Here is a 13,480-nt window from a genome sequence, read left to right on the forward strand (position 1 = left end):
AAACAACTATCTTTGGGTAGGTAAAGTTCTTTGAGAAAAGCGGTTTGGAGCTGCCACAGAATCGGGCGGACTATGAAAAAGTCGTGGAAACCAGTACGATTACGGGGCCAGGTTCTATGATGCAGAAATAGGTAGATGGAATGTGGTGGACAAATTAGCGGACCACATGAACCAGATTGATAAAAGCCCTTATGCGTATAGTTGGAATAATCCAACCAATCTAACAGATCCAGATGGAAATTGTCCTATTTGTCGTTTCATAATACCGATATTGGAAGCCCTTACAGTAAGACAAATAGTAACTACAGCTGTAGTTGTAACTGCTGGTGCAGTTGTTGTGTCTAATCGAGATAAATTCGCTGGGAAAGATTTCTTTGTTAGGAGAGATGGGACAAGAAATAATGTTCCATTGAATCCTATGATGGTTAACTCGAATAATAAGACGGATGAAAGTGGAGATACTAAAAGTGATCCAACTGATAGAGAGTTGCCTCGTGATAGAAGTGGACTACCCGTGAGGGATCCAGAGGCACAAGATGCGGGACCTCATTCTCAAATTGGAAAACGAGCTGGTAGAAATGGGGATTACAAGCAAGTAAGAGAGTTTGACAAGGATGGTAATCCTGTAAAAGATATTGACTTTACGGATCATGGCAGACCAAGTACACATCCGCATAACCCTCATGAACATGTGTATAAGCCTAGTAAGACAGGAGGTACGCTTCAAAGAGATAAAACTCCGGCCCCACTAACGTATACAGATTGGATAAATGGCTTAAACAAATAAAGATGAGAAAAATTATAATTCATGGAGATGATAGTTCTGTTCTTTCTGTGCGGCTTGAAGATATATTAAACTGTTTTGAAACAAGAGGGAATGAAGTTTTTTGGGGGCTACTATGGGTATATGCGACAATAACCCAAGAGGAGGATTGTGATATTCTTAAATTTGAAGGCGAAATCAACAAATCAAAGCATGGTAAATTAATATCTTTAGGTAAGATGTTGAACTTATTCTCGAAAATTGATCAAGCAATTGAACTTTTGATGATTGGCGATAGTAATGTTGAAAATATCAGACGATATGAGAGTGATGAGTTGATGTATGAAAATTGTGAATATATAATTGAGCTGGTTGATTCATCCTATTGGCTAGTCTGTAGTAAAGATGGTGGTTTCATTCAAAATATCTTTGAAAAAATACAGGGAGTTGAATATGAGAATTAGATTAACCACTTAAAAAGAACGAATATAAGGCCCAATCTTTCATCGGATTGGTCTTTTTAGTGTCTACAAAGCGGCAATGCTCTTCAGCTTTGCTGCTTTGATAAATGCGTTAATAGTAGCGAATATGTGCGCCCTGTTTTCCTCGTCAAGCCCCTGTACCTCTTTTAATAGCTTAAGCATCTCGTTGTCTATCTGTTCATACTCGCCATCTTTGACGAGGTAGTCGAGCGTTACAACCAATGCCTCGGCCATTTTTGCGGCCACATCAATGGAGGGTATGTTCTCGCCTCTTTCATACTTACCTATAATATCGCCGGAGGTGCCGACCTTCTTACCGAGCTCCCCCTGTGTCATCTTCTTCTGCTTGCGTGCAAACGCTAATCTGTCTCCAAAAGCCATAAATACCTCTGTTTTATGAGTTATTATTGAATAATGTTCAAATATAGGCAACGTATAGGTTAGATAAAAATCAAATATTTCTTGTTAATAAACTTTATATACATTGGATTTGTGAGGTATAGGTCGTATAAAACTTTTTTAAAAAAAATATTATGGCATCACAGAAGAGAAAGACAACGTTGCAGAAGCGTTACCGCTATGGGGACGGCAAGGTCGTTCCGGAACTCCGGCTATCGGGTGTATGGCTGGAAGAAATGGGCTTTATCGGAGAGCAGAAACTTGATGTGGATATCAGCAGGGGCAAATTGGTAATCACTGTGGGCAATGGGTAAACTGATCACGGACAACCCCGAACTGCTGCTGTACACGGAAGGTGCTTTCAACGTCACGGTACTTGGCGGTATCAAGCTTACGGGGCTTGACCGCCTGCGTGTTACGTTGAAGGTCACGCTGACGGGCAGAACGGAAAAAACCTACCGCCATAACCTTGACCTGTACAACGGTATCCAGTGCGGGCAACTGGTGGAGCGTACGGCTGAGATATTGGACAGGACGGAATCAGAGGTGACGGCATTGATAGCAAACCTGATCACGGTGCTGGAAAAACCCAAACAGGCAGAAAAGAAAGAACTCACCGAGAGCGAACGCAAAGAAGCATTGAAGTTCCTGAAATCGGCAAACCTGATCCAGCGGACAAAAGAAGCCATCGCACAGAGCGGTGTGATCGGTGAGGAGACGAATGCCCTGATCGCCTACCTGACCTATACCAGTAGAAAACGGCATGTTCCCTTGCACCTGATGTGCCTTGGTGCGAGCGGCACGGGCAAGACGTGGCTGCAGGAAAAAGTGTCGGAACTGATGCCCGAGGAGGACAAACTGGAGATCACGACGCTGAGCAGCAATGCGTTCTATTACTTTGGCCGTGAGGAGCTCAAACACAAACTGTTATTGATCGAAGACCTTGACGGAGCTGAATCGGTACTGTATCCACTGCGTGAACTCCAGAGCAAATGGCGGATCTCCAAAACGGTGACATTGAAGGACAATAAGGGGAACCTTAAAATGGTGACACTGAACGTGGAAGGGCCTGTGTGCGTCAGCGGCTGTACGACCCGTGAAAAATTGTACGAGGACAATGCCAACCGCTGTATACTGCTCTACATGGACGGCAGCAGCGAACAGGACAATAAAATCATGGAGTACCAGCGCATGCTGAGTGCAGGGCTTGTTGACGAACCGGCACAGCAAAAAATCAAGCATACGGTAAAGAACGTACAGCGGATGTTGCGACCGGTCAGTGTGCGGAATCCCTATGCCACCTACCTGCAGCTGCCGGAATCGGTGTTCAAGCCGAGAAGGACGATGCTGCTGTTGCTACTGTTCACCGAAACGGTGACCTATTACCACCAGTTTCAGCGACCGCTTAAAACGGACCTTGTGACCGGAGAGCTGTACATCGAGGGTACGGCGGAAGACGTTGAAACCGCCTTTACATTACTGGAGACCACGCTGCTGAAAAAGAGCGACGAGCTGAGCGATGCCTGCCGCGGCTTCTTTGAAAAGCTGAAAGCCTACCTCAAGGAACTGGATACGGACAGCTTCCATAGCCGTGATGTACGCAGTTCATTGCGTATCAATCCGAGCAACCTAAAACGTTACCTGAACGAACTTGACCGTATGGGCCATATCCGTATCGTCAAGGGCAACCGCTACAAGGGCTTTGAGTATAAGGTGCAGCAATGGCAGGATATGGAAGATCTGGAAGGCAGTACTCGTACATTGATCGAAGGTGTACTAGAAGAAATAAGATCACTTTCAGTGGACCGTAGTCCATCAGTGGTCCAATCTACAAATGGACCACTCAACAGTCAGAAAACCAGTAAGAAAGGAGCAGTTGTCCATGACAAGTGAAAAACGCAGGGTAACGGATTTTAATTCATAAATAAGAGACCTAAATTGAATTTTCTTGTATATACCTGAAAGTTTATTTTTACAAGGGTTAATTTATAAAGTACAAAATTTCTTGGATTTACACTATTTGGCCCATTTTAAATATTAAAAGTTTAGAGGAATTTCCAATAGTGGATAAGAAGTACTGTCAGAGTTAAACGAAAATATTTATATTAGCGCTGATTAAATTAACTTGGGAAAGAAATTGTTATGAAAAGATTCTACAAAAAGCGGTTAAAGGCCTATAGTCTCACGGAAATCCTTGTGGTTATGGTGATTATCGGTATACTGGTGTTATTGGCGTTACCTAATCTGATGCCATTGATTACCAAAGCCAAAAGCACCGAAGCCAAAGTACAGCTCCAACATTTGCAGACTCTGGAGAAAAATTATTTTTTCGAAAAGTCCAAATACAGTGGCAATCTGGATGAGATCGGTTTTGTACAGGAAAAATTAAGTACCGACGGGAAAGACGGAAAAGCCAACTACCGCATCGAAATTGTGCGCGCCGATCAGAACACCTTTCTAGGAAGGGCAACTGCCGTAGTGGATTTCAATGGCGACGGCAAGTTCAATGTGTGGGAAATAGACCAAGATAAAAACCTAAAAGAGGTTACCGCAGATTAACATGTGGTGGACCATATCTATTGCTGTTCTTTTAATCGGTATAGCTTATCAGGATTTTAAACAACGCGCCGTAAGCATTGTTCTCTTTCTTTTACTAGCCATACTGCTTTTGGGACTTAAGTTGACAGAAAATTATTGGGAGGACTCTTATCCGGATATCTTGGCCAATATCTTGTTTTTGACTTTTCAGATGGGTGCCATTCTGGTCTATTTCAGAATCAAAAAAGGGCAATGGGGACGGATCATGGATCGAAAGCTGGGCTGGGGGGATATTGCATTTTTGCTCTGCATATTGTTGTATATGCCCTTTCTGAACTTTTTTCTTTTCCACATCGTCAGTTTGATCACCGCATTGTTGATTGCTATGGTCAACAAAAATTGGCGGAATCCGCAAAAAGGTATTCCACTGGCTGGTTGCCAGGCTTTACTTTTTTTAGGGTATTTTATTGCCGAACGGATGAATTGGATTGATTGGGATTTGATCGGTCAATCGTTTATGTCATAGCATAGAAAAGTATACCGAATTATTAACAAAGAAGCATTGTGGGGACAGGTTATCATTTTTCAACAGAAATACTGCATGCAATCTCCCGGGATATCGCATGGCACTACCGTATTATTCCATTTGACCGGAATAATAAGGAAATTCATTTTTACACAGATCGGTCCACTGACCTTTCCGGACTGGAGAATGAGCTGGCTATTCTCTTTGATGAGCATATTATCCTGGAGATTACTTCATCGGCCCAGATCGAAGAGTGGCTCAATAAGCATTACTTTGGCGAAAAACAGTCGGAAGGAAATGAAGCTGTCAAAAATCTTGTCTTTAATGCAGATTTTCTTGATAATTTGATCTACGAAGCGAAACAGCTCAAAAGCAGTGATATTCATATCGAAACGTATGAAAACCGCTGCCGTGTGCGGGTGCGTATCGATGGAATGATGGTAGAGCGTTATGTGCTGAAAAGAGAGGATTATCCGGCTTTGATCAATAAGATCAAGATCATGTCCAATCTGGATATTGCGGAAAAACGCCTTCCGCAGGATGGTCGTATACACTACAGACGTAATCAGGATCAATTTGATATCCGGGTATCTGTACTTCCTACACTCCATGGGGAAAAGGTCGTGCTGCGTCTGCTGAACAACAATGCCACCAATATCCAACTGGATAAATTGGGGATGTCTCCGGAGGATTATGAAAATTACCTTCACGGTGTGAAAAAGCCCAATGGTATTTTGCTGATCAGCGGACCGACAGGATCGGGTAAGACAACGACCTTATATGCTACATTAAAACATTTAAATAAAACCACAAATAATATTCTGACCATCGAAGACCCTATCGAGTATACACTGGAGGGTATCAACCAGGTACAGCTCAAGGAAAATATTGGGCTGAGCTTCGGTGCTGCACTGCGTACGTTCTTGCGTCAGGATCCGGATATTATTATGGTGGGGGAGATCCGTGATCCCGATACCGCCAATATGGCCATCCGGGCAGCTCTAACGGGACACTTGGTATTGTCCACCATCCACACGAATTCGGCATGGGGAACGGTATCGCGTTTGATCGATATGGGGATTCCCAATTTTTTGATCGCCAATACCCTAAATACTTCCGTCGCTCAGCGTTTGGTGCGCACGCTTTGCCCCAACTGCAAACGGGAGGAGGAGCTAACTGCTGATCTTTATCCAAGACAATTTAAGCCTTATTTTACGGTGCATAAGCACGCGGTTGCCGTGGGTTGCGCATCTTGTTATTTTACGGGTTTTAAAGGCCGAAAAGCGGTCTATGAAATTATTCCGATGGATCAGGGGCTGGTGGACGAGATCAAAAAAGGGAATATGCGGGTGGACGAGCAACTGAAAGAACGAAAAATAAAAACACTTGGTGAAAATGCATTTGAGCTTTTCGCTGCCGGGGAAACAACGATAGAGGAAATCTATCCATTACTATTCAATTATTGATGATGAGTTTGAGAACATTATATTTAACCTTTTTGCTATTACTATCTTTTAGCATCAGCACTTTTGCTCAAAATGCGACAGAAAACTATGCGCGTGTGGAACAACGGCTGGAAGCGTTGGCAGGAACAGTGCCTGGATTACAAAAGAAGGTGAAACTTTCCGTTTCGGGCGTTACGGCGCAGGAATTTCTACGGGCTCTTGCGCAGTCCAATGACTTGAATATCAATGTGGATCCTACGTTGAGTTTTTCCATCTTCAATAACTTTACAGGCGAAACCGCTAAAAACGTACTTCTATTTCTAGCGAAAACGTATGGTCTGGATATCGACGTGATCGGTTCGATTATGACGATCAAAAAATTACCGGAGCCTCAACCTGTTCAGATCGAGAAGGATATCAAGGTACAGTACAATACATCAAGCGATGGACTAGGCTATGAACTGCAGAATGATCCCTTGGGCAAAGTGGCACAAAGGATCAGTTCACTTTCGGGTAAAAACTTAATCGTGCCCACACCCTTGCTCCAGAAGACGGTGACGGGATTTATGGCTGAAGCGCCATTTGAAACGGCATTGGAAAAGTTAGCCTATGTAAATGGGTTGAAATACCGCAAGACCAATGACAATGTGTATGTATTTGAGTCCTTGATCCCCGGAGAGGAACTGTTTATCAATGACGACCGGCAGACGGATGTTCGTTTTAGACCGGACAATGCGAGTAATCCTGCAAATGGAGCGAATGGAATGAATCCGGGTATGGGTGGCGGGCAGCCAGGTAACTATGCCCTTTATGGAAAAACGGAAGCGGGTAGAGGAAAGCGTTTCACGATACAGGCAACCAATACGCCAATTATTGAATTGATCAAGCGTGCTTCAGAAGAAGCGAATGTCAATTATTTTATCTATAGTCAGATTGACGGAAATATTACGACCAATGTGAAAGATATTTCTTTCGACCAGTTCCTGACCTCTATTTTTCAGGGAACACCGTATACCTTTCGGATGGACAAGGATACCTATTTAATTGGAAATCGTCGCAACGAAGGACTACGTGATAACAAGATTATTCAGCTGCAGCACCGTTCCATTGATACCATCATGATGATGATTCCGATGGAATGGCGGAAAGATGTTGAGATCAAAGAATTTAAGGAACAGAATATGCTGCTGCTTTCAGGCTCGGGACCACAGATCCGTGAAATTGAAACTTATGTAAAGCAGTTGGATAAATTGGTGCCGATGGTATTGATTGAGGTAACACTACTGGATATTCAGAAGGGAAATACGCTAAAAACGGGTATTAAGATGGGGGTAGCAGATTCCATTCCAAAAACGGGAGGAAGCCTGTCGGATGGTTTTACCTTTGGCGCCGGTTCAGTGAATCGCTTTCTGTCTCAGATCGGGAAAAATAATTCATTCAACCTTGGTCGTGTCACCCCCAATTTTTATGTGCGTCTGCAGGCCTTGGAAGAAAATAAAAATGTGGAACTCCGTTCTGTACCTAAGCTATCTACCTTAAATGGTCATAAAGCAACGCTTAGCATAGGAAGTAAACGTTATTATAAAATTGAGACGCAAAATGTTTATCCCGGATTAACGAATACCAATGTTTTTACGACGCAATATCAAGATGTCAGTGCAGATCTCAAAATCGATGTTACACCCGTAGTTTCTGGTGACGATCAGATTACAATGAAAATTTCCGTAAATATTTCTGATTTTATTGGTACTGTTGCGAAAAATGAACCACCTCCGACATCCAATAGTAAGTTTGAATCCATTATCCGTGCGCGCAATGAAGATATGATTGTATTGGGCGGGATTGAGCGTACCGAAAATAGCAATAGTGGTCGGGGGATTCCGATATTATCCCGTATTCCAATCCTGAAATGGTTGTTTAGCAGCCGGGAGAAAAGTACACAGAAGGTCGTCTCGGTCGTCTTTATTAAACCAACGATATTGTATTAATCCATGTTAAACAGGATCAAGGAAAAATATCGATTAAATACTTGCGTCGGCGTTTCGCTTCGACAGGATTCTGCCGGTCTTTCCATTCGTTGTTGCAAGGTCAAGTTGGAAAAAGACCAACTTGAAATTGAAGATACCTGGGAGGTAAACGACTGGGAACTTATCACAAACAACAAGTACAAAGATACACCTGTTGCACTGCACCTTGATTCGAGGCAGATTCTTATCAAAGAGACTGCGCCTGTGGATCTGGATGAGGAGCGGTTGAAGTCTATATTCCCCAGCTATGATGCGGATCGTTTTTATCATGGGCAGTTGCAAGGGGAATCAAAGAAATGGGTGGCTTTTGTGCGAAAGGATTATATTGTGGAGATGATCGACAGATTTGCAGTCTGCGGATATCAGGTTATCAAAGTGTTTATCGGTCCTTTTGTGCTCGACGCAATACTTGGTCAGATCAATAGTTACGGTGATGCCTACACTCTTGACGGACATTCCATACGAGTCGGTGCTGAAAACAAACAATGGCAAGAATATCGGTATGGACAGGAGTTCGAGAGCCGATTTGCCTTAAAGATTGGCGACCATCCGATTAAACCGCAGTATGTGACCGCTTATGCAATTGCTTTTTCAGCTTTGATGGCCGATTATATCCCGGAGTATGGGCTGCTTATTCCCGAAGTGGAAGAACAGCGTCAAAGCTGGCTTGAAAAGCAAAAGTTCAAGGTAAATCTGCTGATTATTGTTGCTGTTTTTTTTCTTTTACTGCTAGTGAACACGTTCTTATTTAGTCATTATTATCAGGAAAATATGGCCTTGGGAGACCGGGTAAATAGTCAACAGAGCACGGTGCAGGATTTAGGGAAGTTAGAAGGGGGAATAAAAAGCAATGAGCAGTTATTGGCTGAACTGGGATGGAATGGTGGTGTTTCCAAAGCCTGGCTGCTGGATCAGATCGGTTACTCCATCCGACAGTTTACGCAGATCAGCCTGGCACAGATCCAGGTCAACCCGCAATCAAAAGGACTGGGAAATACAGTGATCCAACAGGCTGACCAGATTATCATCAAAGGGAATAGTCCAACTTTGGAAATGCTCAATCTATGGCTGCGTGAACTCAAGAATAATCCCTGGATCGCAAAGGTCAGTATCGAGGAATATGGCAACAAGCAACAGGATGAAACGATGGATGCCTTTACCATAAAGATAAACTACAATGATAAAGTGGAAGGAAATTGACTATAAAAAACGCAACAAGCTATTGTTTGTAGGTGCCGGGATTCTCCTAGTGCTTGCCTGGTTTTTGGCCTTCCAAAAGACCTATCTGGCCTATCGTGAAAACACGCGTCTGAATGGGTTGATCGGCAATGATATCAGCAATAGTACACAGTTTGATTTTACACGGAAGAGTAAAGTACTGGATAGCCTGAGTAAAGTTTATCAAAGTGACTCGGCAACCTGGAACGATAACTTCCTTTCAGAGGCAAGCCGTGCAATTAATTCGCCGCGTATTCAGGTCTATTTCAATAATCTCCCTAAGAATGCTATGCAGGTGGATAGTGCTGCTGTTAAATTTAAGAGCTTAACCTTAAAGGGAGACTATCGATCTATAGTCGCATCCGTTGCCGAATTAGAAAAAATCAATACATTGGGATATCTGAGCACAGTAACCTTGAAGTTTGACAATAGGAGAGTATCGGCCAATGAGCGTAAAGTAATTGAAGGAGAAGTGGGGTTTAAGGTGAAATTGGAAAAATAAATAAATTGTGATTTGAAATAATTATTCATAAACAGATTTTAATTATGAAAAAACAGATTTTTCTATTTGGCGCATGTCTGCTTTCTATTATGGCAGCAAAAGCACAAACATCTATTTTGCCAGTCCCTGCTTATAGCTGGCAAATTTCGCAGCTTCCCAGGGAGTTTAGTGGTAAATTACAGATTGGTTTTGTGAGTGGTACACAGGGATTCCCAAGTTACGGAACTGTTTTAGCAGGAGGTGGATATACGAATGCGCAAGACGGGAGTGCTTTTCAATTGTATATACCATATTCCAATATCTATGGAGGTTTAGCACCAAGGATACGCTTGGGAAGCTATAATAATGCCGGATGGTCAGACTGGCAGGACATGTATACAAGCGCTAATGCGAATAATTTGACTTCGAATTGGACAGCCAAAACAATGTATGTCGTCGACAAATTGGGGATTGGTACGACAGCTCCCAAAGAAGCACTTTCTGTAAACGGCAAAATCCGCGCGCAGGAAGTCAAGGTGGAAACAGCCAATTGGCCGGATTATGTATTTACCGATGAATATCAATTACCAACCTTGAAAGAAACCGCGGAATTTATCGAGAAGAACAAGCATCTTCCTGGTGTGCCTAAAGCTACTGAGGTTGAAGAAAATGGACTTTCTCTAGGCGAAATGAATAAGATCTTAATGCAGAAGGTGGAGGAATTGACTTTACATCTGATCGAAAAGGATAAGAAAATTGAAAGACAAGATAAGCGGTTGGAAAAATTGGAAGGTATTATTGATCAATTTATAAAAGGAAAGTAAATTTTTTTTGTCTATTAAACCGAAAATTATGAAAAGAACAAATCTATTAAAATGGGCAGCTTTGTCGTTTATTTGCATCCCATTTGTATCGAAGAGCCAATCAAACTACTTAGTTATTCCAGATACGCGTAGCCTCGCTACAGCGCCTGGCGATTATGTTAGATCCTTAAAGTCAGATTTTAAATTGGGTACATCAGTAGGACTTGATGCGAGTTATCACACGCTTGTTGGTCTCAGAGGCTGGTCGGATGACTCCGGTGGTCCTGCTCATGAAATGGCTTTTTCAAATTCAAAAGGTATTTACTATCGCACCGGTACTCAAGCAAGTGGTTGGGGTGTTTGGCGCAAACTTTTAGTGGAAAATACGGCCGGTAATGTAGGCATTGGAACCGATGCTCCTACTGAAAAATTATCCGTTAAAGGAAAGATACGCGCTCAGGAAATTAAAGTGGAAACAGCCAATTGGCCGGATTATGTATTTGCCGATGGTTATCAGTTGCTAACACTCAAAGAAACAGCTACATTCATTGAAAAGAATAAGCATCTGCCGGGTGTACCGAAAGCAGCGGAGGTTGAAGAAAATGGACTTTCTTTAGGAGAAATGAATAGAATTTTGCTTCAAAAGATAGAGGAACTGACTCTTCATATGATTGATAGGGATAAGCGGATAGAAGCGTTGGAGAAAAAACTAAATGAAAATAAATAGATCGATTTATACTTTTGTATGTGCGGTTTTGGAATTTTTATAAATTGGATACTTACGATGGATCAGTGATGCCTATTGTTTTTTAGATCGAAAGAAAGAGCGAATACTAATTTTCTTCTATTCGCTCTTTTTTATTTGTCATGTAAATTAACGTTGTTGTGTTTTTAAAGCCTGAACTTCATTTTTCAAACTTTTGATTTCTCTGCTTTGATCAATTAAATACAAAGTCATCTCTTCAATTTTCTGAAGTAGCTGGCGGTTTAGCTCTCCTAAAGCAACACCATTTTCTTCGACTGATTTTGCAGGAGCTATATTGGGTAAATGCTTATTTTCTTTTACAAAACTTGCAAGTGAATCCAAGGGCATCAGCTGATGATCGTCATTGAAGACATAGTCAGGCCAGGGATTCGCTTCGACCTTGATTTCTTTTGCCCGAATTGTTCCACTTACGGCTAGTTTTTCTGTAGGATTGGCTGTACCTATGCCAACATAGCCGTTGGAAGCAGCCTTGATGGCTAGAATACCTTCTGAAGAACTAAAAGTGTTGCCAACAACCAAATCCCAATCGTATGTCATAGGTAGCCTTTTTACTAAATTAGGCTCATTTCCAGTTGTCAGATAAGTATTAAAACCAGTGTTAAAATTAATAGAACGTATTTTGATATATACAACTAAAGGCGCCGTAACACCAAAAGTTTCGATCGCTCTAACACGAAAAGCTTTTGTGTTAGGATTATGGTCTATAGTGAAATTTACCGCACCTGTTGTATATACGTTATTGTTGACCCGACCGGCCTCCTGCCAGCTTGGACTATTGGCATGGGAGGAAGAAACTATATGTGTCGCTGCTGCAGCCATATTACCTCTCGTATAGGTTATTGATACTTCATAATAAGCCGATGCACCGGCCGAGATGGGTTTTGCAGCTGCAAATTCAATAAAATCCCCAATCTTATAATCCGCTGGGAAAGTGACATTGGTTTCCAAATAATCATTTACATTTTGTGCCTTTACAGCATAGCCAAATCCTGATAAAATCAGAATAATGAATAAAATAAATTTGTTCATAAAATATACTTTAATTGTGATTAAAAAACTGGACTTAAAAGAGGTGTTTTATCGGTTCATTTTTAATACATCAATTTCTTTTCTTAAACTTTCAATTTCTTGGTTGAGCGTTTTCATGCCCTTATTTTGTTGAATCAGGTACAAAGTCATTTCCTCAATTTTCTGTAGTAGCTTGCGATTCATCTCCCCTAAGGCGACACCATTTTCTTCGACAGCTTTTGCAGGAGCTATATTTGGTAAATGCTTATTTTCTTTTACAAAACTTGCAAGTGAATCCAAGGGTATCAGTTGATGATCTTCATTGAAGACATAATCTGGCCATGGGGTGGCTTCAACCTTGATTTCTTTTGCCCGAATTGTTCCATTTACGGCTAGTTTTTCTGTAGGATTAGGAGTGCCAATGCCGACGTTTCCGTTAGATAGTGCTTTGATTGCTATGATTCCATTGTCAGCCGTATAAGTATTACCGACGATTAAGCTCCAATCGTAAGTCATGGGGAGTAGACCAATTGTATTGGGCTCATTCCCCGTTTTAAGCGTACTTGTATAATTTGTATTGAAATTAATTGATCGGATTTTGATGTTTATAGCTAATGCTGTGTTATACCCCAAAGTGTTGACTGCTCTGATGCGAAAGCCGTGTGTTCCTGGATTGTGGTCTAATGTAAAATTAAAACCTGCAGTAGCATAGATATTATTATTGACACGACCGGCTTCTAGCCATCTCGAAGGATTGGCATGTGACGATGAAACGATGTAGGTTGCTGCAGCTGCCATATATCCTCTGTCGTAGGAAATGGAAACTTCATAATAACCCGATGCACCGGCCGCACTTGGATTAGCGGATGCAAATTCAATATAGTCCCCAATTTTATAGTCAACTGGAAAAGTAACCGTAGTCTGAAAATAGTCATTTGCATTTTGTGCTTTGGCACAGTAGCCATATCCTAAAAGGAGTAGGACAATTGAAAAAATAAACTTGTTCATAAAATATACTTTATTG

Annotated in this window: 14 protein-coding genes and 1 pseudogene; 12 read left to right on the forward strand and 3 right to left on the reverse strand. The window is 41.8% G+C overall.

Translation table 11 applies throughout. The annotated features are described in order from the left end of the window. Positions 1-103 precede the first annotated feature (103 nt). Positions 104-787: pseudogene (locus tag AAH582_RS06605) on the forward strand (RHS repeat-associated core domain-containing protein); the annotation flags it as partial. Positions 788-789: 2 nt separating this feature from the next. Next, positions 790-1,227 carry a hypothetical protein gene (locus AAH582_RS06610; protein WP_343321608.1) on the forward strand — a complete coding sequence of 146 codons (438 nt, stop codon included), beginning with the start codon at positions 790-792 and terminating at the stop codon, positions 1,225-1,227. Between the two features lie 63 nt (positions 1,228-1,290). Here the strand turns inward: AAH582_RS06610 and AAH582_RS06615 are convergent, their stop codons facing one another. Continuing rightward, positions 1,291-1,626, reverse strand: a complete 336-nt coding sequence (locus AAH582_RS06615; protein ID WP_343321609.1) for a helix-turn-helix domain-containing protein — start codon at positions 1,624-1,626, stop codon at positions 1,291-1,293. A 152-nt stretch (positions 1,627-1,778) separates the two neighbouring features. Between AAH582_RS06615 and AAH582_RS06620 the strand changes: the two genes are divergently transcribed. The 10 genes from AAH582_RS06620 (at position 1,779) to AAH582_RS06665 (ending at position 11,409) form a co-directional block, all read left to right on the forward strand. Beyond that, the gene (locus AAH582_RS06620) at positions 1,779-1,958 is read left to right on the forward strand and encodes a SymE family type I addiction module toxin (protein WP_343321610.1); all 180 of its coding nucleotides are present in this window, start codon (positions 1,779-1,781) and stop codon (positions 1,956-1,958) included. Next, complete coding sequence (locus tag AAH582_RS06625) at positions 1,951-3,537, forward strand: hypothetical protein (RefSeq protein ID WP_343321611.1); 1,587 nt, start codon at positions 1,951-1,953, stop codon at positions 3,535-3,537. Before AAH582_RS06620 ends, AAH582_RS06625 begins: the two co-directional genes overlap by 8 nt. Before the next feature lie 249 nt (positions 3,538-3,786). Further along, a complete protein-coding gene (locus AAH582_RS06630; protein ID WP_112375240.1) occupies positions 3,787-4,203 on the forward strand; it encodes a type IV pilin protein in 417 nt (138 codons plus the stop codon). 1 nt (position 4,204) lies between these two features. Further along, positions 4,205-4,708 (forward strand): hypothetical protein, encoded by a 504-nt coding sequence (locus tag AAH582_RS06635; protein ID WP_343321612.1) that lies wholly within the window; start codon positions 4,205-4,207, stop codon positions 4,706-4,708. A 38-nt stretch (positions 4,709-4,746) separates the two neighbouring features. Beyond that, a complete protein-coding gene (locus AAH582_RS06640) occupies positions 4,747-6,174 on the forward strand; it encodes a GspE/PulE family protein (protein ID WP_343321613.1) in 1,428 nt (475 codons plus the stop codon). A 32-nt stretch (positions 6,175-6,206) separates the two neighbouring features. Next, a complete protein-coding gene (locus AAH582_RS06645) occupies positions 6,207-8,141 on the forward strand; it encodes a secretin and TonB N-terminal domain-containing protein (protein WP_343321614.1) in 1,935 nt (644 codons plus the stop codon). A 3-nt stretch (positions 8,142-8,144) separates the two neighbouring features. Continuing rightward, positions 8,145-9,380 carry a hypothetical protein gene (locus AAH582_RS06650; protein WP_343321615.1) on the forward strand — a complete coding sequence of 412 codons (1,236 nt, stop codon included), beginning with the start codon at positions 8,145-8,147 and terminating at the stop codon, positions 9,378-9,380. Further along, positions 9,358-9,900: a hypothetical protein gene (locus AAH582_RS06655; protein ID WP_343321616.1), complete on the forward strand. Its 543-nt coding sequence runs from the start codon at positions 9,358-9,360 to the stop codon at positions 9,898-9,900. Before AAH582_RS06650 ends, AAH582_RS06655 begins: the two co-directional genes overlap by 23 nt. Before the next feature lie 44 nt (positions 9,901-9,944). After that, positions 9,945-10,703: a hypothetical protein gene (locus tag AAH582_RS06660; protein ID WP_343321617.1), complete on the forward strand. Its 759-nt coding sequence runs from the start codon at positions 9,945-9,947 to the stop codon at positions 10,701-10,703. 28 nt (positions 10,704-10,731) lie between these two features. Then, positions 10,732-11,409, forward strand: coding sequence for a hypothetical protein (locus AAH582_RS06665; RefSeq protein ID WP_343321618.1), 678 nt, complete (start codon positions 10,732-10,734; stop codon positions 11,407-11,409). A 147-nt stretch (positions 11,410-11,556) separates the two neighbouring features. Here AAH582_RS06665 and AAH582_RS06670 read toward each other — a convergent pair whose 3' ends face one another. Both AAH582_RS06670 and AAH582_RS06675 read right to left on the reverse strand, forming a co-directional pair. Next, on the reverse strand, positions 11,557-12,477 hold the full coding sequence (locus AAH582_RS06670) for a hypothetical protein (RefSeq protein WP_343321619.1): 921 nt from the start codon (positions 12,475-12,477) through the stop codon (positions 11,557-11,559). Positions 12,478-12,525: 48 nt separating this feature from the next. Continuing rightward, positions 12,526-13,464 carry a hypothetical protein gene (locus AAH582_RS06675; protein ID WP_343321620.1) on the reverse strand — a complete coding sequence of 313 codons (939 nt, stop codon included), beginning with the start codon at positions 13,462-13,464 and terminating at the stop codon, positions 12,526-12,528. Positions 13,465-13,480: the final 16 nt, after the last annotated feature.

Source organism: Sphingobacterium multivorum, from assembly GCF_039511225.1.
GTDB lineage: Bacteria > Bacteroidota > Bacteroidia > Sphingobacteriales > Sphingobacteriaceae > Sphingobacterium.